This is a genomic window from Bacillus sp. SSR7 (assembly GCF_055902415.1).
Genome location: NZ_JBVVXV010000002.1, coordinates 370,737 through 394,733, shown reverse-complemented (window position 1 = coordinate 394,733; position 23,997 = coordinate 370,737). Strand labels below are relative to the sequence as shown.

Genomic DNA, 23,997 nt, shown 5'->3' with positions numbered 1-23,997 from the left:
GTTTTTTATTTAAACCATCCTTTTTTATAAAACCAAGCCATCATGCCGCCGCCAATTAGCGCCATAATAAGTAAACAAATAAAATAACTATATTGTCCACCAAGCTCTGGCATATGCGTAAAGTTCATTCCGTATACTCCCGCAATAAATGTTAATGGCATGAAAATAGTCGAGAACACAGTTAATGTTTTCATAATGTTATTCATATGATGTGAGTTTAATGAAAAATAACTATCTCGAATATCTGCCGTTAATTCTCGGCTTGCCTCAATCATTTCTGTCAATTTAAGCAAATGGTCATGTATATCTTTAAAGTAAATTTCATGATCACTTATACCGTAAAAACGAGTCGAATTTAAAATACGATACAATAAATCACGCATCGGAATGATTGTACGCCTTAGCTTCGATAAATCTGCACGTATATCAAATACTTCTTCTAGTACACTACCTGCTGTCTCACCCGTTAAATTATCATCAATTGCATTTAGGTGATCCTCAATGTAATATACAGGCGCAAAATAGTCATCTACAATTTGGTCGATAATTGTATGTGCTACGTGCAGGGGACTATTTTTAATACGCTTCTTTTCTCCAAGTGTTTTCCATACTCTTTCAATTGCATTATTATGAGAAAAATGGAAAGAAACAATATAACGATCACTAATAAATAAGTCGATCTCGTGCGGTTCTAGTCCATCCTCACCAAATGCATGAAGAACTAAAAAGTTATATCCATCATAAAAATCAACTTTTGGCCTCTGTACATATTCTATACAGTCTTCAATTGCAAGGGGATGGAACTTAAAATGATCTTGCAAAATGTATGTATACTCTTCTTTCGTTGGCTTATATAAATCTAGCCAATACCATACAATATGGTCTTTCTTTGTTTCTTCTAGCGAAACATCATATAATACTTCATCTGTTTTTGTTATTGCACAAATTCTAATCATATTTTCACCCATTATTATTATAAACAAAAAATAGTAAAAAAAGCCAAGGAGAAATACTCCCTGGCGCTTCTTTATTATTCAGTAACGATGCCGTGCACTAATGTTGGTGCATCTACATGCTCTTTAGAGATCTTCATGTTCTCATAAATTTTTGCTTTTACGTCTTCTACATTTTCACGGTTTGCGTAAATGGTAACAAGAGATTCACCTTTTTTCACGCTGTCCCCTACTTTTTTACGAAGCATTAAGCCAACTGCTAAATCAATTTCAGATTCCTTCGTCGCACGTCCTGCTCCTAAAAGCATTGCTGCTGTTCCAATTTCATCTGCAACGATTTCTGATACATAACCGTCTTCCTTCGCTTCCACTTCAACTTTAAACTGTGCTTGTGGTAATTTAGAAGGATCATCAACAACAGATGCATCTCCGCCTTGCGCTGATAAGAACGTTTTAAATGATTCTAGCGCTTTACCGTTGTTCATTACTTCAATTAATTTCTCACGTGCATCTTCTAAAGATGAAGCTTGTCCAGCAAGGTATACCATTTGACTTCCAAGTGTTAAACATAACTCTTCTAAATCTTTCGGTCCTTTACCTTGTAATGTATCAATTGCTTCTTGTACTTCAAGTGCGTTACCAATCGCCTCACCAAGTGGTTGACTCATATCCGAAATAACAGCCATTGTATTACGACCAACGTTATTCCCAATGCGTACCATTGCTTCTGCTAAACGTTTTGCATCTTCATCTGTTTTCATAAATGCACCTGCTCCAGTTTTTACATCAAGAACAATTGCATCTGCACCAGCAGCAATTTTTTTACTCATAATTGAGCTTGCAATAAGCGGAATTGAGTTTACTGTTGCCGTTACATCACGAAGTGCATACAATTTTTTATCCGCAGGTGTTAAGTTTCCACTTTGACCAATAACTGCGATTTTGTTTTCATTTACAAGACGCATGAATTCATCATTTTCGATTTCAACATGGAATCCTGGAACTGCTTCTAATTTATCAATTGTACCACCAGTATGTCCTAGACCACGTCCAGACATTTTTGCAACCGGTACACCTAAAGCGGCTACTAATGGACCTAATACAAGTGTTGTTGTATCACCAACACCACCTGTGGAGTGCTTATCTACTTTTACTCCTTCAATAGCTGATAAGTCGATTGTATCACCGCTATTTACCATTGCCATCGTTAAATCAGCACGTTCTTGATCGTTCATATCTTGGAAGAAAATTGCCATTGCAAGTGAGCTTACTTGATAATCAGGAATATCACCATTTGTATATCCTTCAACAATAAAGTTAATTTCTTCTGTCGTTAATGCATGTCCGTCACGTTTTTTTGCAATTAGGTCCACCATTCTCATTGTGAGGTCACCCCTTCATTTGTTTTACGATTGCTTTTACTAATGCTAAGAAGTTAGCTTTAACACGTTCTGTCGTTTCGATTACTTCATCGTGGTGAAGTGGCTGATCTAAAATACCAGCTGCCATATTTGAAATACAAGAAATACCAAGTACTTTCATACCAGCGTGACGCGCTACAATTACTTCAGGTACTGTTGACATACCAACTGCATCTCCACCAAGTGTACGAAGCATACGAATTTCAGCAGGTGTTTCATATACAGGACCTGTCATTCCAACGTATACACCTTCTTGTACTTTAATATTTAAGTCTGCTGCAACTTGTTTTGCCATTTCGCGAAGCTCTACTGTATATGATGTAGACATATCAGGGAAACGTACACCCATTTCAGAATCATTTGGTCCGATTAATGGATTTGTACCCATGAAGTTAATGTGATCTGAAATTAACATAAGATCGCCTGGTTCGAATGATGTATTTACACCACCAGCTGCATTTGTTACAACAACTGTTTCTACACCTAGTTCTTTCATAACACGAACTGGGAATGTTACTTTTTGCATATCGTATCCTTCATAGAAGTGGAAACGTCCTTGCATTGCTACTACTGTTACACCTTGAAGTGTACCGAATACTAGTTGACCTGCATGGCCTTCTACAGTTGAAACTGGGAATTCAGGGATTTCACTGTAAGGTACTGTTACTGCGTTCTCAATTTCATCTGCTAATACACCTAGTCCAGATCCAAGGATTAGTCCTACTTGTGGTGTCTCTTGAAATTTCTCTTTTAAGTATGAAGCTGATTTTATAATAAGTTCACGATTCATTTGTTTATCCCCCTATTTCTTTAGCTCGTTTAAGAAGCTTGTTCCGTATTCTGGCATTTTCACACCGAAGTTTTCTGCTACAGTTGCACCAATATCAGCAAATGTTTGGCGAAGTGGTAATTCTTGTCCGCCTTCTTTCATGCTTGGGCTATATGCTAATAACGGTACATATTCACGTGTATGATCAGTACCATGATGAACTGGGTCATTACCGTGGTCTGCTGTAATTAATAATAGATCATCTTCTTTTAGTTTTTCGAATACTTCTGGAAGACGTGCATCATATTCTTGCAGAGCTTCTCCGTATCCTTGTGGGTCACGACGGTGACCAAATAGCGCATCAAAGTCAACTAAGTTTAAGAAGCTAAGACCTGTAAAGTCCATATTTAATGTATCTACAAGCTTATCCATTCCATCCATGTTAGACTTCGTACGAAGTGATTCAGTTACCCCTTCACCATCATAGATGTCAGAGATTTTACCGATAGCAATCACATCATAATCACTATCTTTTAATTCATTCATTACTGTACGGCCGAATGGTTTTAATGCATAGTCATGACGGTTCGGTGTACGTGTAAAGTTTCCAGGCTCACCAACGAATGGACGAGCGATAACGCGGCCTACCATGTACTTCTCATCTAACGTTAATTCACGTGCAATTTTACAAATTTTATATAACTCATCAAGCGGCACTACTTCTTCGTGTGCTGCGATTTGTAATACGCTATCGGCAGAAGTGTAAACAATTAAAGAGCCTGTTTCCATTTGTTCTTGACCAAGTTCATCAAGAATTTCAGTTCCAGAAGCTGGTTTATTACCGATAATTTTACGGCCTGTTTTTTCTTCTAATTCATCAAGTAATTCTTTTGGGAATCCTTCTGGGAACACTTGGAATGGTGTATCAATGTAAAGACCCATAATTTCCCAGTGACCTGTCATTGTATCTTTACCAGTAGATTTCTCTTGCATTTTTGTATAATATCCAAGTGGTTTTTCTACTTTAGATATGCCTTTCATTTCACGAATGTTACCAAGACCTAATTTCACCATGTTAGGCATTTGTAACCCATTCATATGCTCAGCAATGTGACCAATTGTGTCAGATCCTAAATCACCAAATTGTTCAGCATCTGGTGCTTCACCGATTCCAACAGAGTCCATTACGACTAGGAATATACGTTTATATTTATTCATAACTGCGACCTCCTATAAGTTCAGTTCTACTTCTTGTAGTATGTTCAAAACGCTATAAAGTGAAACTGTTCTCCATAAGAATTATCTTTCGTTCTCATTATCAAACAGTACTTCTTTAAATCATTCTCTAACCTATTTCGTTTACCTTGAAACGACTCAAAAACATTTCTAGTTTTTTCTAAGTCAGATGTCAGACATCTGATACTGATATCATAACATGTTTACGCTTTCTTTTTAATACATTTTCGTAGAATTTCTCATTTTCTTCACACTTCTATTGTAATCCATTATGCACAGAAGTGCTAATCATTTTATGATTTATTTCTTCATATAAAGTGAAATTTTAATCAATGGCGGTTTTGTTCTTTCCCACTGATCATTTGCAGGATAAAAATAAAAAAGGTAGCTCTAAAGAGCTACCTTTTTTATTTTACTTCTACCGTTTCTTCTTTATGTTCATGCAATTCGCCTTTTTTAACATGAACTTTCACTTTGTAAGAACCCTTTTCTTTGAAAGTATGTTTCGTTTCATACTCCCCTTTATTTCCTTCTTTTGCTGGAATGAATTCGTGTTTTTCAACACCATCTTTCCAAATCTCAAGTTGTACTTCAGCACCAGTTAATGCTTCTTCCTTTTGTTTTAAATGAACTTTCATTGTTGATTCAGCATTTGCTTTTATGTCACCAGCCATAAGGTGAATCATTGTATCGCTTTTATGATCGCCATGTCCTGCACCGTGATCACTATTTTCTTTTTTTGCATCTTCTACTTTCGCATTTCCTACAGCCACTTTTACTTCTGGCATAACATGCATTTCACGTGCATTTGTGTGAGCAATAATGTGGTATACTCCATCCGTTTCGAACGTTTTCTCTACAGCATAAACACCTTTTCCTTTATGCTTACCTTCTAGCATCTCGTGCTTTTCGTCGCCAGCTTTCCAAATTTCAAACTTTACATCATCAGCATCTGTTACCTTTTCTTTTCCTTGTGTAACAAGTGCTTGTACTTCTGTTTTTTCACCAGGTTTAATTTCTTTCGGATTTGTTTGAACTGCTACTTTTACAGCTTCTAGTTTCTGTTCTTTTTTCGGTTCTTCTTTGTTTGTATTACAGCCAGCCAATGCTAGCATCGCGATAAATAAAGTCATAATAAGTTTTTTCATCATCATTTCCTCCTTCATACTTTATTTAGTATAGAGGAAAAACATTGTAATATTCTAGTCTTCTGCTGAAAACAATGTACGAAATGTTTGTGAAGTTTCTGTGAAGTGCTATAACCTTTTGAATCTATGAAAAAAGAGCATAGTATCTATGCTCTCGGATGAAACTGTTTATATACATCTTTTAATCTAGTTTTTGAAACATGCGTATAAATTTGTGTCGTTGAAATATCTGCATGTCCAAGCATTTCTTGCACAGCACGTAAGTCTGCTCCATTTTCTAATAAATGCGTAGCAAAAGAATGACGCAACGTATGAGGTGTAAGCTCTTTTTCAATATTTGCTTCTTTTGCTAATCGTTTTAAAATTTTCCAAAATCCTTGTCTTGATAATCGATTTCCATGATGGTTTAAAAAGAGTGCATCTACTACTTTTTTCCCCATCAATTCTCTTCTTCCCTTTTCAATATACTTTTGAATCGCTTCCGTCGCTAAACTTCCTAGTGGAATAATTCTTTCTTTATTCCCTTTCCCTATGCATCGAACAAATCCCATCGTTAAATGCACATCTTCTAAATTTAATGCAATTAATTCTGAAACACGAAGTCCTGTTGCATACAATAACTCTAGCATCGCTTTATCACGAACCCCAAAAGCGCTCGTCATTTTTGGTGTCTGAAGTAACGCCTCTACTTCATCAACTGACAATACTTTCGGTAATTTCCGTTCACCTTGCGGCGTTTCAATATGTACGGATGGATCGTGCTCTACTGCTCGTTCACGAAGTAAAAATTGGTGAAACGAACGAATCGATGCAATATGACGTGCTAATGTTTTCGAAGATTTTCCGTTTTCTTTTAAGTGCTGCAGAAAATTAACAATGTGCAAGCGTGTCACTTCGTGAAAGCTTTTCGCTTGTTCTACATTTTGCAAATACTTTACATAACTTTTCAAATCACGTTCATAAGATACTACCGTATTTTTCGCTAGCCCTTTTTCGACAACCATATAATGAATAAAATCTTTTAATTGATCTTCCAATCTACACTACTCCCCATTTTCATAGAAAAACATCATTCTATTTACGAAAGCATCCTTTGCCGGCTCTTCATTCCCTGATACTTTTTCTACAGTCTCTTCTTTTGGCTTTTCATAACGATGATAGCTTTCATATTCTTCATTTATCCATAGTATAGCGAAATAAAACAAAATCGTACAACTTGTAAATAATAAAAATACTTTTATCCCATCAAAAGTTAATTTTAAAGCTCGGCGCATTGTAAATTCCTCCAAAATATAAGTTATTACAACATATGCCAAGCTTTCACCAATTTATACCTTATTCAAATAAAAAACCTCTTCCTAGTTAAATAGGAAAAGGTTATTTTTCATCCGTTTCATTTTCTTGACAATTTTTACAAATCCCATGGAATGTTAAACGATGATCCTTCACCTTAAAGCTCCAGTCATGTTCTACTTTCCTTTCCACTTCACCAAGTAAATCTTCTTGTATTTCTTGTACAGCACCACATTGTGTACAAATCAAATGATGGTGGAAACGCTGCGCACCTTCTTGGCGTAAGTCATAGCGTGAAACACCGTCTCCGAAGTTAATCTTATCGACAACTTTTAACTCAGATAATAGTTCTAAAGTTCGATAGACGGTTGCTAATCCGATCTCTGGCGACTTTTCTTTTACAAGGAGGTAAACATCTTCTGCGCTTAAATGATCTTCTTCATTTTCTAGCAGCACACGAACTGTTGCTTCACGTTGCGGTGTTAACTTGTAGCTCGCTGCATGTAATTGCTTCTTAATTCGTTCAATTCTTTCTTCCATTCGGTACTACTCCCTCCTCGCCACTCTTACACCATTATATCAGAAGAAGGGCTTCTGTCAAAAGAAAAACAATAAAAACAAATTGATAATTATTCTCATAAAGTATTTATTGTTTATTAATAGCTTCAACGACTTCTTTCATTAAAACTGGTGATGCATAAGCCTCTACACTAGAAGCAAGAGCTAGCACCGCTCCAATTACAAGAAAGAAGCATGTATAACGAATTAATAATGGTAATAGTGGCTGAGTTATTTTCCGTATAAATTGATGCCTAATCATGCGTAAAGAAAAACTTGCGGCAATGGTTGTCATAACGAGAAATACTGGGATGATAATGAGATTTTGTGGCAATACAGAAACAAATGCTAATAATAATCCATTCCATCCATGCTGACTTACTAAAAAACCTACTGTAAATCCGACAACTACTCCTTTTACAAATAATAAAATAAAAATAAGTGGCAATCCAATAATTGAAATCCCTAAAATCCAAATAAATCCAATGTATTTTAATTGTGAAAAGTAACTTTCTCGAAACATTTCGCCTGCAATAGCAAATTCTCCTTTAGAAACTTGTCCAAAAAAACGTTGCAAATAAAATGATAAATCTTGTTTTTGATTTAATTGTAAACTATTTACAAGAATCGCTCCAAATATTACTCCCATCAATAACAAAACAGCGTTAAATATATATAATGAAGAGTTTTCCTGTATGTGAGACATTACACGGTCTTGCCAAGTTTTTCTCCACATTTTTCTTCCCTCCGTTCACACTCTTACTAAAAATGTATGAAAGAAAGAAAAAAGTATGACGAATTAACATTGAAATTCCGCTCTACTTTGCTAAACTAAAAAGTAGAGAATAGGAGGGATTTCTCTTGAAACCATTATTATTAGATTTTCCAACATTATTTCAAACTGAACGCTTACAAGTTCGTAAGCCATTTCCAGGTGATGGTGCAGAAGTGTATGAAGCAATCCAAGCTTCTCTAGAAGACTTAGTACCGTGGATGCCAATTAACGCTGAAACAGAAGAAAGTGCTGAAGAAATCGTTCGTAACGCTCACGGACAGTTTTTACTTCGTGAAACACTTGATTTTCACTTATACGATAAAGTATCAGGTACGTTCATCGGAGCTATAACGCTCAAGCCTGAAAACTGGGATATTCCAAAGTTTTCACTTCACTTCTGGCTACATAGCGCTTATACAAAACAAGGCTATATGACCGAAGCTGTGAAAGGTGCCATTCAATTTGCCTTTGATAAGCTAAGCGCTCGAAGAATTGAAATTCGTATTGATGCAACAAATACAAATGCATGTAACTTAGCAGAACGTTTAGAATTTATTCTAGAAGGTACAATGGAAAATGATTTCATAGCACCAGATGGTAGCTTACGTGATGCACGCGTATATGCAAAAATTAATTAAAAAACACTCGCCTTTGGCGAGTGTTTATTTTTGTAGTTGTAAATATTGTACTGCAAACATCGTCTTCGCATCATGAATACGAAGGTTTTTCATAAGAGTAATCGCTTCTTCTAATGATACTTCCATCAATTCCACAAATTCATCTTCATCTAACGCAGCTTTATTTTCTTTTTTCGTCAAACCTGTCGCTTTATATACATATAAAATTTCATCTGCAAATCCTGGAGATGTATAGAAAGAAGTAATAAGCTCCATATTTTCACATACATAACCTGTTTCCTCTTCTAATTCACGAACTGCTGTCACCTCAGGTTTTTCACCTGGTTCTAACTTGCCGGCCGGAATTTCTATAATCGCCTTTTCAAGCGCTTTACGATACTGCTCAACAAGCACAATTTTCCCCTCATCAGTAATAGCAATAATAGCAACTGCACCAGGGTGATTTACAATTTCACGTTTACTTATTGCTCCATTTGGTAATACTACATCATCAACACGAACTTTTATAACTCTACCATCAAAAATCGGCTCAGTTTTTACTGTTCTCTCTGCAAGATTACTCATACTACTTCATCTCCCTGTTCTATTTCCTATTCTTTCCTCATACATTTTACCACATTGAAAGGAGCGTGATAGAAATGAAAGTTTATATTTTACCAAATCGCGTCACTTTAGTCGGAAAAGCATGGCAAATTCGCCATAAGCTAAAACAATACAGCAAAGAGTATACAACTGTACAAGAGTGGATTACAGCAACTAAAAAGTAAACGTTTGTCAACCTCTTTTCCCTTTCGTACAATAAAGGTAAGGAGGTTGAACTATGAAAAAACGTCAATTAGGAAACTCAGATTTATTTGTGACAGAAATGGGACTTGGCTGTATGTCCCTCGGTACATCTGAAACAGAAGCCCTGCGTATTATCGATGAAGCAATCGATTTAGGAATCAATTTTTTTGATACAGCAGATTTATATGATTATGGATTAAACGAAGAATTTGTTGGAAAAGCCTTAAAAGGAAAACGAGACCAAATTGTTCTTACAACGAAGGTTGGAAATCGATGGACAGAAGAAAAAAACGGCTGGTCTTGGGATCCTTCTAAAAATTACATAAAGGCTGAAGTGAAAGAAAGTTTACGTAGACTTCAAACTGATTATATTGATCTTTATCAACTTCACGGCGGGACGATTGAAGATCCTATAGATGAAGTAATTGAAGCCTTTGAAGAATTAAAAAAAGAAGGCATCATTCGCCATTACGGTATTTCTTCTATACGTCCAAATGTCATCCGTGAATATGCACAGCGTTCAAATATCGTTAGTGTTCTAATGGAATATAGCCTTTTGAATCGTCGTCCTGAAGAATGGTTCCCACTTCTTAATGAACATCAAATTAGCGTCATTGCTCGCGGACCACTTGCGAAAGGAATTTTAACTGACAATAATGCAAGAAAAATAGAAAGAGTAAAAGAAAAAGATTATCTTTCTTATTCTTACGATGAATTATATGCGACGCTTGCGAATGTAAAAGAAATAATTGGAGAAAACTCCTTAACTGGAACAGCTATTCAATATTGCTTACATAACGAAACTGTTGCAGCTGTTATACCTGGTGCAAGCTCTATTGGGCAATTACGAGAAAATGTACAAGCTAGTAAACAAACACAGTTAACAACAGCAAAATATACACAACTTCAGCAAATTGCGAAATGTGATACGTACGCATTACACCGTTAAAAAGACGCTACCATACTGGTAGCGTCTTTTTATAACGTATCATATTTATCAGGATTCGTTCCTACATGTAAATTACGATTTAACGTATTAATTTGAGTCATTTCTTCTTCCGTTAGTGAAAAATCAAAGATAGAAAAGTTCTCCTGAATGCGAGATGGTGTAACAGATTTAGGAATCGTCACAACCCCGCTTTGAATATCCCATCTTAATATAACTTGCGCAGGTGTTTTTTCATATTTCGTAGCAATAGCCTGAATAATCGGGTGCTCAAATACTTCCCCGCCCCGCATTAATGGACTCCAAGCTTCCATTTGAATTTGCTCACCTTGACAGAAATTACGCAATTCAAATTGTGTTAACATCGGATGAAGTTCCACTTGATTTACCATCGGTTTTACTTTGCAATTTGGTAATAGCAGTTCTAAATGATGTTTATGGAAATTAGAAACGCCAATCGCGCGCACTTTACCTTCTTCATACAGTTTTTCTAACGCTCTGTACGTATCAACATACTTCCCTCTTATTGGCCAATGTATTAAATACAAATCTACATAGTCCATTTGTAATTTTTTTAAGCTTTTCTCAAACGCCTCAAGTGTTTCCTCGTATCCTTGATCGTCATTCCAAACTTTTGTTGTAATAAAGATGTCTTCTCTCGGAATCCCTGATTCACGAACCGCTTCTCCGACACCGCTTTCATTTTCATATACAGTTGCTGTATCAATCGAACGGTATCCAACTTCTAACGCTGTTTTTACTGCTTGTTTTACTTCGTCGCCTTCTTTCGCTTTATAAACGCCTAAACCAATCATCGGCATTTTTACGCCATTATGAAGTGTAGTTGTTGGAATGTGCACAGTCGTCTCCCTTTCATTATTACATTTTTTTATAAGCCACCACTTTATTTGAACAAGATTCAACAAAAAAGTCAAAACATATGTACAGTTTACATAATAAATTTATACACATTCAAAAATAATGCGAACTCATTCATTCACATTATTTTCTATCCATTTCTTCGCTTTTTTATCAACATTACGTACGAACTCAGTTTTCCCTTCCGAATATAACGCACCATCATATGTATACTTTTCAGCTAATTCTTTCTTTAAAGTTGCATATGCCTCAGCTTCTTCACAATGAGCCATCATATAATCACGAAATGCTAAATGCCTTACTATCTCAGGATTTCCTTTTTCAAACACGTGTAAGTGATACGAGCGTTTTTCCTCCGTTCCATGAATGAAATAGCGGCGGCTTGAAATACCATTCTCCCCTTTTGCTATGTAACCAAGCTTTTCAAAATATTCATTCCAATGATCTACTCTGTCGATACTCTCTACTTCCATAATCATATCTATAATCGGTTTAGCTGCCAGTCCCGGCACTGACGTACTTCCAATATGATGCATTTTCACCGTTTCTGGCATCGCTGCTTTTAATCTTTCAGCCTCTATTTGAAATTTTTCACCCCAATGATTTTCATGCGGAACAACTACAATTTTTCTCATTCTAACTCCCCTTTTCTTACAAGCTCGTCAAAAAAATGATCAGCGTTATTTCACTGATCATTTTCGTTATTATTTAAAGTCTTTCCAAGTAAGGTTACTTTCACTTAACAGTTCTTCAAATGATTTATTCTTTTCACGTTCTTTTTGTTCTTGACGCTTTCTTTCCAATTCTGCTGCCTCTTTTTTCTCTTCTCTCACTTGCAATTCTTTCTTCTTATTTTTTAATTGCTGCATGAGTGAATCGTTTAATTGATCACCTAATGTAAGAGATTCTTTCTTTGGTTGATTCACTTGCGATTGTCTTTGCATTTGTCTTTGTTTCTTTTTCTTCATGTTGCTCACCTTTTACTTTTTTCTCCATTATAGTAGATACACCATGAAATCGACAACAAAAAAGGAGCGTTACTCTATTATTCACTTTTGTAAATATGTTAATTTTTCGAAAAAACTAAATTTTTATATAGATATAATCCTATGAATCTATTAAAATTATGTCGCATGATGTCAGATTATAAAAAAAGGAGAATTATATTATGTGGAAGAAAATTATTCCTACTGTTGCCGTTTTAAGTACCATTACTTTTTCAAGCGTATTTGCCGCTCCCCCATCTCAGACTCCAGCTGAACAAAACCGCTACATAGACGTACAAATGCTTGGTATTAATGATTTCCATGGACAACTAGATACTATTAAAAAAATTAATAACAAAGAAGCTGGTGGTGCTGATTACTTAGCTACTTATTTAAAAGAACGTAAAAAGCAAAATCCTAATACACTTCTCGTACATGCTGGCGATATTGTCGGAGCTAGTCCACCAGTTTCAGCGTTGTTACAGGACGAACCAACGATTGAATTTTTAAATGACTTAAAGTTTGATGTTGGTACAATTGGAAATCACGAATTTGATGAAGGTATCGATGAAATGAATCGCCTCATTTACGGTGGATATCACGAAAAAACAGGCAATTTCAAAGGAGCTAACTTCCCTTATGTCGCTGCAAACTTCTATAATAAATCCACTGGCCGCTTATTTTTACCGCCATTTACTGTAAAAATGGTAAACGGTGTGCCTATAGGATTCATTGGCGTCGTTACAACTGATACACCAAATGTCGTGATGCCTACTATGCTTAAAAATGTAGAAATCACTGACGAGGTAGAGGCAATTAATAAATCAGCGCAACAATTAAAACGTCTTGGTGTTAAATCCATTGTTGTCCTTGCTCATGTCGGTGGAACAACTGATGAGTCTGGTGTTACAAATGGAGACCTTACTCGAATTGCAAATGAAACAGATCCGGAAGTTGATGTTATTTTCGGTGGGCATAGTCACACGTATGTAAATGGTACTGTAAATAATAAACTAATCGTCCAAGCGAACTCTTACGGAACAGCTTTCTCAGACGTAGATGTAACAATTGATCGTAAAACAAAAGATATTGTAAAGAAAAAAGCTGAAGTTGTTACAACTTACCATGAAGGTGTAGAACCTGATAAACAAGTAAAGAAAAAATTAGATCAATATAAAGAAAAAATCGCACCACTTGTAAATGAAGTTGTCGGAAAATCTACAGCACCTATCGACCGTAAACAAAATGATGCTGGTGAGTCCACTCTTGGAAATTTAGTTGCCGATGCCCAGCGCCAAACGATGCAAACTCAAATCGCACTTATGAATCCGGGTGGCATTCGTAATGACTTAGATGCTGGAGATATTACATGGGGCGAATTATACGGCATTCAGCCTTTTGGAAACCAATTAATTAAAGTAGATTTAACAGGCCAAGATATTCGTGACATTTTAAATCAACAATGGCAAAAAGGTACGACGAGAATGCTTCAAATTTCAGGTATTCAATATACGTGGAATGCAAATAAACCAAACGGTGAAAAAGTTACAAATATACGTTTAACAAACGGAGAAGAATTATCTCCATCTAAAACGTATAGCGTAGTTGCGAATGCTTTCTTAGCTTCTGGCGGTGATGGATTTGTATCATTTAAAAATGGCAAAAATGCAGAAACTGGTCCAAACGACTTTGAAGCGCTAGTCGATTACGTAAAACAATTAAAAGAACCTATTCAGCCAATTATCGATGGTAGAATTCAAAAAACAAATTAAGTACACTCTTAATAAACTATCTTAATTTTTCATCGTAAAAGATACACATAAACCTTTTATCCATCATATATGTGAAACCTAAAAAGGATACTCGTTCTTACAATGAACATAGTATCCTTTTCTTTAATTATCAATATGTGATGTGTTGTTAAAATCATATTGCTGTAAAAATTGTTGTAACGCCTCTTCTACAAGTTTAGATTTTTGAATTCCTTTCGATTCTGATATAACGTCTAGTTTTGCTAATATTTCTTTATTGATAGAAAAGGTACGTTTCTTTTTTTCTGTACTTATATTCATCATGGGCGCAATTACTTCTTCTTTCTTTCTTAATAACTCATAAATACTTTGTAATTGTTCATAAATTAATAGTTGATAATCTGTTTTCGCATATTGAAGGGCTGTCGCTTCTTGGAGTTGTAAGTGACGCGGTTCTTCTCCATCTCCTACAAAAATACGCTTTTTCTGTTCTCCATCATATTCGTATCCAATCAATCTTAATTTCTTCGATAATGTATACGGGCTTATTTCAAGACGTTTTGCTATAATAGCGATGGATTCACGCCTATTTAAACAATCGATAATTTCTCCAATCGTCACAATTTCCCTCCTCCCGTGTTGAAATGACACTAGTATGGTATGTTACAATGATTTTCTAACAGTATATGCAAAACGAATAGCCTGTGCGATTCATACGATTTTAGAAAAGGAGGTTTTCAATATGCTTTTTCGTAGCAATACCCCGCAGTTCTATAATGAAAATAAAAAACTCATGCCTAATAGTATCGCTACGATGGAAAGCGTTATGATTAACAACCGAAAACAAACTCTCCTTATGCGCGGGCAAAACGTAGAGCAACCTATTTTATTATGCTGTCACGGTGGACCAGGCATGGCACAAATCGGATTTATTCGTCATTTTCAAAAAGAATTGGAGAAACACTTCATCGTAATTAATTGGGATCAGCGCGGGGCAGGTAAATCCTTTTCAATGAAAGATTTCGGAGCAAATTTTACAATCGAACAATTCATTTCCGATGCAAAAGAAGTGATTCAATATGTACTTAAAAAGTTCAGTAAACAGAAACTATTTCTCGCTGGTCATTCTTGGGGAAGTATTATCGGGCTTAACATAGCACACCATTATCCACAATATATCGAAGCTTATATCGGTATTGGGCAAATTGTACATATGAAACAAAACGAAGAATTACTATATCAGCATTTAATTCGTTCTGCAAAAAAACATAATCATAAAAAAGCATTAGCGTCCCTTTTAAAATTAGGAAAACCGCCATTTTTAGATACGAGACGCCTTATTATTCAAAGAAAATGGCTTGGCACATTCGGAGGAGCAATCCAAAACGGATCTTCCTTTTCGTTCATACGAAAAGGCTTCTTTTCCCCTGAATATACGCTATTAGATTGGTTCAAGTTTCTCGCAGGGAATTTAAAATCTGGCGTTTTATGGGAAGAAATGTTGAAAATCGATTTCTTTTCTTCTATTACGAGTTTATCTATTCCAGTTTATTTTTGTTCTGGTCGCTATGATTATCAAACTCCTTATGCACTCGTTCAGGAATATTGTGATGTAATAGAAGCACCGATAAAAAAGATGATTTGGTTCCCAAATTCAGCACATTCTCCCGATTTAGAAGAACCAGAATTATTCGCTCGTTCTTTACAATCCATTAAACAAGAGCTAGCTTTTCACCATTAGTAACAAAAGGCTCTTTTACATTTCATAAAAAACAATTTATAATAATATGTCGCAACTATGTATAAATCTAGCAAGGTGCTTCATATTTACTTACCTTAACACAATAAAATTTTGGGGAGATTACATTTATTATGAATGCTGTACTCGTTGCAGTAGCAGTTATGCTATTGCTTAGTTTGTTACGTGTCCAGGTCATTGTCGCCATCATTGTTGGAGCTTTAACAGGCGGAATTATCGGCGGACTCGGTATTTCAGAAACGATTAATACTTTTACAACTGGTCTTGGAAATAGTGCTCCAATCGCTTTAAGTTATGCAATGCTTGGCGGTTTCGCTATTTCTCTTTCCAAAACAGGACTTCCAGATGCCATGATTCAAACTGCATTAAAATGGATTGGCAATGAACAAGACACGAAAAAACAAGTTTATTCTAAAATACTTATTCTATTCATCATTTTAACGATGGCTTGTTTCTCACAAAATGTGATTCCTGTTCATATCGCTTTCATCCCCATCTTAATTCCAGCACTTTTAAAAGTATTAAATGAGCTGAAAGTGGATCGCAGACTTGTTACATGTATTATTACATTCGGATTGATTACTCCTTATATGTGGATTCCAGCAGGGTTCGGAAAAATTTATCATGACGTATTACAAACAAATGCTGCGCAAAGCGGTCTTACATTTGATGTCGCGCTTATTCCAAAAGCAATGACAATTCCAGCAATCGGTATGATTATCGGATTATGTGTAGCGGTGTTCATTACGTACCGAAAACCTCGTACGTATGAAACAGAACAAATTCATACTACCGCAAATGAAATCGTTCCCTATACAAAACGTAGCATTACTTTCGGATTATTATCTATCATAGCCACATTAACTGTTCAATTAGCAACAGAATCAATGATTTTCGGTGCTTTAGCTGGGATTATCGTCTTATCAGTAAGTGGTAGTCTACCTCTTAAAGAAGCAGATGCGATATTAACAAGCGGAATGCGCATGATGTCCTTTATTGGTTTTGTTATGATTGCGGCCGCTGGATTTGGAGCTGTGCTTCGAAAAACAGGACATGTTGAATCCCTTGTGCAAACGAGTGCACATATAATTGGAAATAACAAACCACTCGCTGCATTTCTTATGCTTGTAATTGGACTTCTCGTTACGATGGGAATTGGTTCATCCTTTTCAACCATCCCTATTTTAACAACAATTTTTGTACCCCTTTGCATGCAGCTTGGATTTAGTCCAATGGCCACCATTGCAATTATCGGTACAGCCGGAGCGCTAGGAGATGCAGGATCTCCAGCATCAGATAGTACACTTGGACCAACATCCGGTTTAAACGCTGATGGTCAACACCATCATATATGGGATACATGTGTACCAACTTTTTTACATTACAATATACCGTTACTAATATTCGGCTTTATTGCCGCCATTACATTATAAAAGGTGCGTTTTTTACAACGCACCTTTTATTTTTCCAATTAATTTTTGAAAAGCTATTTCCCCATTTTCTTGGACATCACTTTCCATTATCGATAGTGATGGACCTATCCATCCGTACTCTATATACCCGTTAGGCCCAACAATTTGTAATTTATCTAGTATATTGATATTCAATAATTTCGCTGCTCGGATTAACTCAATAGCAATTTTATCATTTGAGATTACAATTCCATCTATATACGGGTGATTTTGTAATAATGTCATGAACTGCTTATTCGTATACCCTTGTACACTTTCTTCTCGATAAGAGATTCCTTCCTCCCAAACAGCGTCTAAAAATCCTGACACATGGTCTTCTTCTTCCTCACTTTCATCTCCCTCACCGATATAAGCAAGAAAGTGACACCCTTTCTCTTTCAATACAGAAACAGCTCTTTGTCCACCTTCATAATAATCTGTAAGAGATTGTTTTTCATCAATCACTATAAACGGAAGTGGGATTTCCCCTAGATTTTTAAAAACTGCTTTCGTCAAAATAACACCTGCAACGTTGTTTTGCTTTAACATATGTATATATTTATCTTTATTCTCTATATTACAAACAATTATTTGATATCCTTCCTTATATGCTAGTTCTTCAATACAATGTAGCAAAGTGATGTTTGATGGTTCATATAGATTATCTACAAGTAATGCAATTATCGTTGAATTCTCTTTAAATAGTGGCTTTGCTGCACTATTTGGCCTATAACGTAATTCCTCAATTGCTTCCTTTACTTGTTTTACTGTGTCCTCATGAACGTATCCTTTTTCATTTATAACTCGTGAAACGGTTGCGACTGAAACACCTGCCAATTTTGCAACATCACGTATAGTTGCCACATCGTCACCCCTTAATATGGTAATAGATTACAATTTTACGGTAACCTAAATTACAATATTCGTCAAGGTTAATGACTTATATTTCTGAAAATTGTTACATCATTACACTAAACTATATTCTAATTGAATTTCATGTAAAATCGGGATATTATCATACCCAATGCGCGGAATTTCTTTCTTTATTTTTCGTGCCTCTTCAACTGCATTTACATATAAATTCGTCATCAAAAAATTACGTTTTTGGTAAAAACGTAACGCATTCAAATTATCATTTGTTGTTATAAGCCAAACCTGCCTGCACTGTTCTTCTTCTGCAACTTGTAATACACAATCCACAAGTTTTGTCCCTATTCCTTTTCTTTCTTCAAAGCTATCTAACGATACAATTTCGCACATATTTCCGATCAATTCATACGTTATAATTCCGAGTATTCTGTCTTCTGAGAACGCAACAAATCCTGGCAACTCTTCTAACTGATGCCCCTTACCACGTGAAACCATCAATGAACTCCCCCAGTTCTCACACATGAACATTCGGATTGTTTCTTTCATAGCTGGCGTAATTTTTTGTATATGCAGCATTTCCTATTTCTCCCCTTTTCTATCCTTGTGATACAATATAAGTGTATCACATGTAACGGTATTTGGAGGATGAGGTAAAGTATGAAACGTTTTTTTGCAGCATTGTTTACTATACTAGGTGCGATAACTGCCCTTGGGATTTTCTTTACAAATAAGGTGATGTACTTAAAGAAAAAAACAGAGGAAGAAATACTCGAAAGAGAAACGAAAAAACATTTTCGTATAGAGGATTTTGATGCTCTTCATAAAGAAGAAATTCATATTCCTTCGCAATTCGGATATGATCTTCACGGATATTACATTCCTGCTGGTCATTCCAATAAGTTTATGATTTTCTGTCACGGCGTAACTGTAAATAAAATGAACTCTGTAAAATATGCAAGGTTATTTTTAAACAGAGGATATAATGTCGTTATTTATGATCATCGTCGGCATGGTAAAACTGGCGGAAAAACAACAAGCTATGGATACTATGAAAAGCATGATTTAAAATCTGTAGTTGACTGGCTAAAAGGTCGTTTTGGAACAAATATAACACTCGGTATTCATGGTGAATCGATGGGCGCTGCAACACTTCTTCAGTACGCAGGACTTGTAGAAGATGGTGCTGACTTCTATATTGCAGATTGTCCTTTCTCTGATTTCTACGGACAATTACAACACCGTTTAAAGGTTGAATTCCATTTACCGAAATGGCCTTTATTACCTTTAGCAAATGCTTTCTTAAAAGTGCGTGACGGTTATACAATTCGTGAAGTTTCACCAATCGATTGTATAAAAAACATTAATAATCCCGTCCTCTTTATTCATAGTAAAGATGATGATTATATTTTAGCTGATATGACGAAAGCACTCTATGAAGCAAAAGAAAACAATAAACAGCTTTATATTGCAGAACACGGCGCACACGCTTGCTCTTATAACGAAAATAAAGAAGAGTATGAAGCAGCCGTCGATCAATTTTTAAACACATATGTGAAAGAAACAAAAAACAGGCTTGCATAAGCCTGTTTTTTTATTGCGCTAAAACGTCTGTAACTTGTTCCATATTTTCAGAAATCCACTTTATTGCATCATCTAACATTGGAAATTCTGTCGTTTGAAATGTTACCTCATCTTGCAGTAACCAAACATCCTTTGACTCTTGTCCTACACCAGCAATGGACCAGTGTAACAAACTATATGGATGATTATCATTCAAAAATGATGCCCACGTGCGCTCATTTGCAATGTTTCGTAATGTATGTAATTGTTTATCCATCTCTCGTCACCTTACTCTAGTCAGTTATGAAAACTATTATAACACTCTCTTCTTTCTCAAACAAAGTGCTCTTTTTATATTGTCAAGCACTTCCCTTGATTATATGATGAAATTAAGCGTTTGGGAAGGAGGGATAGCGTTGGCTAAAGTACAAATTAAAGTAAATGATAATGGCTCTTTTCGCGTTACAGGGGACGTGGAATTAGTTGATTCACAAGGGAATGTATTCCCAGCAAAACCGGCATTTTCTTTATGCCGTTGTGGTTTATCAAAAAATATGCCTTATTGCGATGCTTCGCATAAAGGAAAATTTGAATCTGTTGTTAGAGCACCAGAGGCAGAATAATTTCACATGTGACATGCACATTTTTTTGTGCATGTTTTTTCTTTTGATCAACTCCATTACATCCCTTCTCCTTACAACATTTCTAATACTTCTGTCCTCATGCCAGCATACATATATTTTCACACAATTCTTCACATTCGAACATTTTTCACTAGCCTTTTTTCTTTTTTGTGCTATAATTTGAGCAAACAACATCCTTCGGGGTCGGGTGAAATTCCCAACCGGCGGTGATGAAGTGCAAACTTCTAAGTCCGTGACCCGTTTTCAACTCGAAAACGGTGGATCTAGTGGAACTCTAGGGCCGACAGTATAGTCTGGATGGGAGAAGGATATGTTTTCTAGTAATTTTATATAACGAATACACTTTTATTTCAGTATGCATATTTTTAAGTTTCATTTTGAATCTTTATATATGTTTTATTTTGTATACTTATGTTTCTATACTGGAATAAAAAGATACGACTAGCGTTTGAAAATTCGATATTTTGCTAGGTTTTTTCCTTATGCCAAAATATCAATCATCGCTAGGTTTCTTTCCTATACTTTCGTATTCGAACTATATTTCTAGAAATCACGTCTCCCAAACCCCAAGGATATAAAATCCTTGGGGTTTTTTGATTTTTTCAGGAGAGGTGAAGAGAATGACAGATCAAGAATATATGAGGATTGCCCTACAGTTAGCAGAAGGAACATCCGGACAAACAAGTCCAAATCCTATGGTTGGTGCTGTTGTTGTAAAAGATGGAAACATCGTCGGCATGGGAGCTCATTTGCGTGCTGGCGAAGAACACGCAGAAGTTTATGCTCTTCATATGGCTGGTGAAAAAGCAAAAGGAGCTACCGTTTATGTAACACTTGAACCGTGTAGCCATTTTGGAAAAACACCACCTTGCTGTGAATTGCTCATCAAAAAAGGAGTCAAACGGGTTGTAATTGCTACTCTTGATTGTAATCCGCTCGTTTCTGGAAATGGAAAAAGGAGATTAGAAGAAGCTGGCATCGAAGTAACGACTGGTGTTCTTGAAGCAGAAGCAATTTTATTAAATCGCTACTTTTTTCACTACATGAAAACGAAACGTCCATTTGTAACAATAAAAACAGCAATGAGCTTAGATGGAAAAACAGCAACTGTAACTGGTGAAAGTAAATGGATTACAGGTGAAGAAGCACGGGCTGATGTTCATCAATATCGTCATACACACGATGCAATTCTTGTTGGAGTGAATACAGTTATATCTGATAATCCGCATTTAACAACAAGAATTCCTAACGGAGGGCAAAATCCTATACGCATTATTTTAGATACCCATTTACGAACGCCACTATCTTCTCATGTCATAACAGATGGTTTAGCATCGACATGGATTTTTGTCGGTAATGGTGTAGATAAAAAGAAAATAGCTTCTTATGAATCTGAAAATATAGCTATATTCCAAATGAAAACGAAACAGATTGAAATACAAGATGTTTTACACCTACTCGGCGAAAAACAAATTCTTTCTCTTTTCGTCGAAGGTGGTCAAACAGTTCATGCAAGTTTCTTACAAACAAAGTATTTCAATGAAATTATAACTTATATAAGTCCAAAATTAATTGGCGGAAATGATGCCCCTACTTTATTTGGCGGTAATGGTTTTTCAACATTACAAGATGCATTTTCCTTGGAAATTCAAGAGATGAAACAAATTGGCGATGATATAAAAATTGTTGCGCATACCCGAAGTGAGGTGACGGAATGTTTACAGGAATTGTAGAAGAATTAGGAACGATTGCAAACATGCAACAAAGCGGCGAAGCGATGAAGTTAACGATTCATGCCAATAAAATTTTATCAGATGTTCACTTAGGTGATAGCATCGCGGTGAACGGTATTTGCTTAACTGTAACGAGTTTCACAACAACTTCATTCACAGTGGATGCAATGCCCGAAACGATGCAATCAACATCACTCCGCATGCTTAAACCGCAATGCAAAGTAAATTTAGAACGTGCAATGTCGGCAAATGGACGATTCGGTGGACATTTCGTTTCAGGACATATCGATGGCATCGGAACGATATTAAACAAAAAACAACACTATAATGCCGTCTATTACAAAATAGCTATTTCTGATGAATTGCTGCGCTATTGTTTGCATAAAGGGTCCGTTGCTGTTGATGGAACGAGTTTAACAATATTTGATATAGACGAATCTTCCATTACCATTTCACTCATCCCGCACACAGTAAGCGAATCTGTTATTGGGGAAAAGAACGCCGGTGACATCGTAAACATTGAGTGCGACATGATTGGTAAATATATCGAACGCTTTATTTCTAAACCAGTAAAACGAACAGGTTCAATGACCGAAAGCTTTTTACAAGAAAACGGATTTCTATAAGGGGGAAGCATGATGTTTCATCGTATTGAAGAAGCTCTAGAAGATTTAAAACAAGGAAAAGTCGTAATCGTATGTGATGATGAAAACCGTGAAAATGAAGGCGACTTTATCGCTTTAGCAGAGTATATTACGCCAGAAACAATTAACTTTATGATTACACATGGGCGCGGTCTCGTTTGTGTACCAATTACAGAAGGATACGCAGAACGTTTACAATTAGAACCAATGGTAGCTCATAATACAGATTCGCATCATACTGCATTTACAGTGAGCATTGATCATGTTTCTACAACAACTGGGATTAGCGCGCACGAACGTGCAACTACGATACAAGAATTATTAAATCCTGCATCAAAAGGTGCTGATTTCAGCCGTCCTGGACATATCTTTCCATTAATTGCGAAAGAAGGCGGTGTTCTGCGTCGTGCTGGTCATACAGAAGCTGCTGTCGATTTAGCACAGCTTTGCGGAGCAGAACCAGCTGGCGTCATTTGTGAAATTATTAATGAGGACGGTACGATGGCACGCGTACCTGATTTACTACAGTGCGCAAAACAATTTGATATAAAAATGATTACAATAGAAGATTTAATTGCTTATCGCCGCCACCATGAAACATTAGTGACGCGAGAAGTGGAAATTACATTACCTACAGATTTCGGTACTTTCCATGCGATTGGCTATTCTAATTCCTTAGATTCGAAAGAGCATATTGCACTCGTAAAAGGTGATATTTCAACAGGAGAGCCTGTGCTTGTACGCGTTCATTCAGAGTGCTTAACAGGAGATGTATTTGGCTCGTGCCGCTGCGATTGCGGACCACAACTCCATGCCGCCCTTGCTCAAATTGAGCGTGAAGGAAAGGGCGTTCTTCTTTATATGAGACAAGAAGGACGAGGCATTGGGCTTCTTAATAAGCTTCGCGCTTATAAGTTACAAGAAGAAGGCTTCGATACTGTAGAAGCAAACGAAAAGCTTGGCTTCCCTGCTGATCTTCGTGATTACGGTATCGGTGCTCAAATATTAAAAGATTTAGGTTTACAACATTTACGATTATTAACGAATAACCCGCGAAAAATTGCTGGCTTACAAGGTTACGATTTAGAAGTAATCGAGCGTGTACCGTTGCAAATGCCAGCAAAAGAAGAGAATAAAACATATTTACAAACGAAAGTAAACAAATTAGGACATCTACTAAACTTATAATTAAGGGAG

General features: G+C 36.1%; 28 protein-coding genes and 1 riboswitch. Of the genes, 11 read left to right on the top strand and 17 right to left on the bottom strand.

What is annotated here, in order from left to right; translation table 11 throughout:
* Positions 1 to 5: 5 nt before the first annotated feature.
* The 9 genes from corA to spoIIM all read right to left on the bottom strand — a co-directional run bounded on the left by corA (position 6) and on the right by spoIIM (position 8,084).
* On the bottom strand, positions 6 to 968 hold the full coding sequence (gene corA / locus AC0NJG_RS06130) for a magnesium/cobalt transporter CorA (protein ID WP_001998197.1): 963 nt from the start codon (positions 966 to 968) through the stop codon (positions 6 to 8).
* 62 nt (positions 969 to 1,030) lie between these two features.
* Positions 1,031 to 2,335, bottom strand: a complete 1,305-nt coding sequence (locus AC0NJG_RS06125; protein WP_001243081.1) for a pyrimidine-nucleoside phosphorylase — start codon at positions 2,333 to 2,335, stop codon at positions 1,031 to 1,033.
* A gap of 7 nt (positions 2,336 to 2,342) precedes the next feature.
* Positions 2,343 to 3,164 (bottom strand): purine-nucleoside phosphorylase, encoded by an 822-nt coding sequence (locus AC0NJG_RS06120; protein ID WP_474062925.1) that lies wholly within the window; start codon positions 3,162 to 3,164, stop codon positions 2,343 to 2,345.
* Between the two features lie 12 nt (positions 3,165 to 3,176).
* A complete protein-coding gene (gene deoB / locus AC0NJG_RS06115; RefSeq protein WP_001046083.1) occupies positions 3,177 to 4,361 on the bottom strand; it encodes a phosphopentomutase in 1,185 nt (394 codons plus the stop codon).
* A 425-nt stretch (positions 4,362 to 4,786) separates the two neighbouring features.
* The gene (locus AC0NJG_RS06110; RefSeq protein ID WP_001993299.1) at positions 4,787 to 5,530 is read right to left on the bottom strand and encodes a FixH family protein; all 744 of its coding nucleotides are present in this window, start codon (positions 5,528 to 5,530) and stop codon (positions 4,787 to 4,789) included.
* Positions 5,531 to 5,673: 143 nt separating this feature from the next.
* On the bottom strand, positions 5,674 to 6,564 hold the full coding sequence (gene xerD, locus AC0NJG_RS06105) for a site-specific tyrosine recombinase XerD (RefSeq protein ID WP_000390084.1): 891 nt from the start codon (positions 6,562 to 6,564) through the stop codon (positions 5,674 to 5,676).
* Between the two features lie 6 nt (positions 6,565 to 6,570).
* A complete protein-coding gene (locus AC0NJG_RS06100; protein ID WP_001250432.1) occupies positions 6,571 to 6,801 on the bottom strand; it encodes a YqzK family protein in 231 nt (76 codons plus the stop codon).
* A 103-nt stretch (positions 6,802 to 6,904) separates the two neighbouring features.
* Positions 6,905 to 7,360, bottom strand: a complete 456-nt coding sequence (gene fur, locus AC0NJG_RS06095) for a ferric iron uptake transcriptional regulator (RefSeq protein WP_000392655.1) — start codon at positions 7,358 to 7,360, stop codon at positions 6,905 to 6,907.
* Positions 7,361 to 7,466: 106 nt separating this feature from the next.
* Positions 7,467 to 8,084, bottom strand: a complete 618-nt coding sequence (gene spoIIM / locus AC0NJG_RS06090; RefSeq protein WP_223290769.1) for a stage II sporulation protein M — start codon at positions 8,082 to 8,084, stop codon at positions 7,467 to 7,469.
* 155 nt (positions 8,085 to 8,239) lie between these two features.
* Between spoIIM and AC0NJG_RS06085 the strand changes: the two genes are divergently transcribed.
* Positions 8,240 to 8,791: a GNAT family N-acetyltransferase gene (locus tag AC0NJG_RS06085; RefSeq protein ID WP_000803491.1), complete on the top strand. Its 552-nt coding sequence runs from the start codon at positions 8,240 to 8,242 to the stop codon at positions 8,789 to 8,791.
* Positions 8,792 to 8,815: 24 nt separating this feature from the next.
* Here the strand turns inward: AC0NJG_RS06085 and AC0NJG_RS06080 are convergent, their stop codons facing one another.
* Positions 8,816 to 9,355 carry an NUDIX hydrolase gene (locus AC0NJG_RS06080; RefSeq protein ID WP_087954378.1) on the bottom strand — a complete coding sequence of 180 codons (540 nt, stop codon included), beginning with the start codon at positions 9,353 to 9,355 and terminating at the stop codon, positions 8,816 to 8,818.
* A 74-nt stretch (positions 9,356 to 9,429) separates the two neighbouring features.
* On the opposite strand from AC0NJG_RS06080, the gene mciZ reads away from it, so the two are divergent.
* Positions 9,430 to 9,558 (top strand): Z-ring formation inhibitor MciZ, encoded by a 129-nt coding sequence (mciZ, locus tag AC0NJG_RS06075; protein ID WP_061183924.1) that lies wholly within the window; start codon positions 9,430 to 9,432, stop codon positions 9,556 to 9,558.
* 53 nt (positions 9,559 to 9,611) lie between these two features.
* On the top strand, positions 9,612 to 10,526 hold the full coding sequence (gene lolS / locus AC0NJG_RS06070) for an aldo/keto reductase (RefSeq protein WP_087954377.1): 915 nt from the start codon (positions 9,612 to 9,614) through the stop codon (positions 10,524 to 10,526).
* A 29-nt stretch (positions 10,527 to 10,555) separates the two neighbouring features.
* Here lolS and AC0NJG_RS06065 read toward each other — a convergent pair whose 3' ends face one another.
* From AC0NJG_RS06065 to AC0NJG_RS06055, 3 genes are all read right to left on the bottom strand, one after another.
* Complete coding sequence (locus AC0NJG_RS06065) at positions 10,556 to 11,383, bottom strand: aldo/keto reductase (RefSeq protein ID WP_087954376.1); 828 nt, start codon at positions 11,381 to 11,383, stop codon at positions 10,556 to 10,558.
* A gap of 129 nt (positions 11,384 to 11,512) precedes the next feature.
* Positions 11,513 to 12,037 carry a GrpB family protein gene (locus tag AC0NJG_RS06060; RefSeq protein WP_087954375.1) on the bottom strand — a complete coding sequence of 175 codons (525 nt, stop codon included), beginning with the start codon at positions 12,035 to 12,037 and terminating at the stop codon, positions 11,513 to 11,515.
* Positions 12,038 to 12,106: 69 nt separating this feature from the next.
* A complete protein-coding gene (locus AC0NJG_RS06055; protein WP_001976363.1) occupies positions 12,107 to 12,370 on the bottom strand; it encodes a YqkE family protein in 264 nt (87 codons plus the stop codon).
* Positions 12,371 to 12,570: 200 nt separating this feature from the next.
* On the opposite strand from AC0NJG_RS06055, the gene AC0NJG_RS06050 reads away from it, so the two are divergent.
* Positions 12,571 to 14,160, top strand: a complete 1,590-nt coding sequence (locus tag AC0NJG_RS06050) for a bifunctional metallophosphatase/5'-nucleotidase (protein ID WP_071716089.1) — start codon at positions 12,571 to 12,573, stop codon at positions 14,158 to 14,160.
* Between the two features lie 123 nt (positions 14,161 to 14,283).
* Here AC0NJG_RS06050 and AC0NJG_RS06045 read toward each other — a convergent pair whose 3' ends face one another.
* A complete protein-coding gene (locus AC0NJG_RS06045) occupies positions 14,284 to 14,760 on the bottom strand; it encodes a ribbon-helix-helix domain-containing protein (protein WP_000151911.1) in 477 nt (158 codons plus the stop codon).
* Between the two features lie 121 nt (positions 14,761 to 14,881).
* Between AC0NJG_RS06045 and AC0NJG_RS06040 the strand changes: the two genes are divergently transcribed.
* Together AC0NJG_RS06040 and AC0NJG_RS06035 are read left to right on the top strand one after the other, a co-directional pair.
* On the top strand, positions 14,882 to 15,880 hold the full coding sequence (locus AC0NJG_RS06040) for an alpha/beta fold hydrolase (protein WP_087954374.1): 999 nt from the start codon (positions 14,882 to 14,884) through the stop codon (positions 15,878 to 15,880).
* A 131-nt stretch (positions 15,881 to 16,011) separates the two neighbouring features.
* Positions 16,012 to 17,331, top strand: a complete 1,320-nt coding sequence (locus tag AC0NJG_RS06035; RefSeq protein WP_000994827.1) for a Na+/H+ antiporter family protein — start codon at positions 16,012 to 16,014, stop codon at positions 17,329 to 17,331.
* 12 nt (positions 17,332 to 17,343) lie between these two features.
* On the opposite strand, the gene AC0NJG_RS06030 is transcribed toward AC0NJG_RS06035, so the two are convergent.
* Together AC0NJG_RS06030 and AC0NJG_RS06025 are read right to left on the bottom strand one after the other, a co-directional pair.
* Positions 17,344 to 18,213 carry a LacI family DNA-binding transcriptional regulator gene (locus AC0NJG_RS06030; RefSeq protein WP_087954373.1) on the bottom strand — a complete coding sequence of 290 codons (870 nt, stop codon included), beginning with the start codon at positions 18,211 to 18,213 and terminating at the stop codon, positions 17,344 to 17,346.
* 102 nt (positions 18,214 to 18,315) lie between these two features.
* On the bottom strand, positions 18,316 to 18,795 hold the full coding sequence (locus AC0NJG_RS06025; RefSeq protein WP_474062924.1) for a GNAT family N-acetyltransferase: 480 nt from the start codon (positions 18,793 to 18,795) through the stop codon (positions 18,316 to 18,318).
* Positions 18,796 to 18,876: 81 nt separating this feature from the next.
* Here AC0NJG_RS06025 and AC0NJG_RS06020 point away from each other — a divergent pair, with 81 nt between their 5' ends.
* The gene (locus tag AC0NJG_RS06020; protein WP_087954371.1) at positions 18,877 to 19,800 is read left to right on the top strand and encodes an alpha/beta hydrolase; all 924 of its coding nucleotides are present in this window, start codon (positions 18,877 to 18,879) and stop codon (positions 19,798 to 19,800) included.
* A gap of 10 nt (positions 19,801 to 19,810) precedes the next feature.
* Here AC0NJG_RS06020 and AC0NJG_RS06015 read toward each other — a convergent pair whose 3' ends face one another.
* A complete protein-coding gene (locus AC0NJG_RS06015; protein ID WP_087954370.1) occupies positions 19,811 to 20,056 on the bottom strand; it encodes a DUF2552 family protein in 246 nt (81 codons plus the stop codon).
* A 139-nt stretch (positions 20,057 to 20,195) separates the two neighbouring features.
* Here AC0NJG_RS06015 and AC0NJG_RS06010 point away from each other — a divergent pair, with 139 nt between their 5' ends.
* The 4 genes from AC0NJG_RS06010 (at position 20,196) to ribBA (ending at position 23,988) form a co-directional block, all read left to right on the top strand.
* Positions 20,196 to 20,402: a CDGSH iron-sulfur domain-containing protein gene (locus AC0NJG_RS06010; RefSeq protein WP_001151582.1), complete on the top strand. Its 207-nt coding sequence runs from the start codon at positions 20,196 to 20,198 to the stop codon at positions 20,400 to 20,402.
* Positions 20,403 to 20,592: 190 nt separating this feature from the next.
* A riboswitch (FMN riboswitch) is annotated at positions 20,593 to 20,736 on the top strand.
* A gap of 307 nt (positions 20,737 to 21,043) precedes the next feature.
* On the top strand, positions 21,044 to 22,156 hold the full coding sequence (gene ribD / locus AC0NJG_RS06005; RefSeq protein ID WP_474062923.1) for a bifunctional diaminohydroxyphosphoribosylaminopyrimidine deaminase/5-amino-6-(5-phosphoribosylamino)uracil reductase RibD: 1,113 nt from the start codon (positions 21,044 to 21,046) through the stop codon (positions 22,154 to 22,156).
* Entirely contained in the window at positions 22,138 to 22,782 is a 645-nt protein-coding gene (gene ribE / locus AC0NJG_RS06000) for a riboflavin synthase subunit alpha (protein WP_087954367.1), read from the top strand. Before ribD ends, ribE begins: the two co-directional genes overlap by 19 nt.
* Positions 22,783 to 22,794: 12 nt before the next feature.
* Entirely contained in the window at positions 22,795 to 23,988 is a 1,194-nt protein-coding gene (gene ribBA / locus AC0NJG_RS05995) for a bifunctional 3,4-dihydroxy-2-butanone 4-phosphate synthase/GTP cyclohydrolase II (RefSeq protein WP_087954366.1), read from the top strand.
* Positions 23,989 to 23,997: the final 9 nt, after the last annotated feature.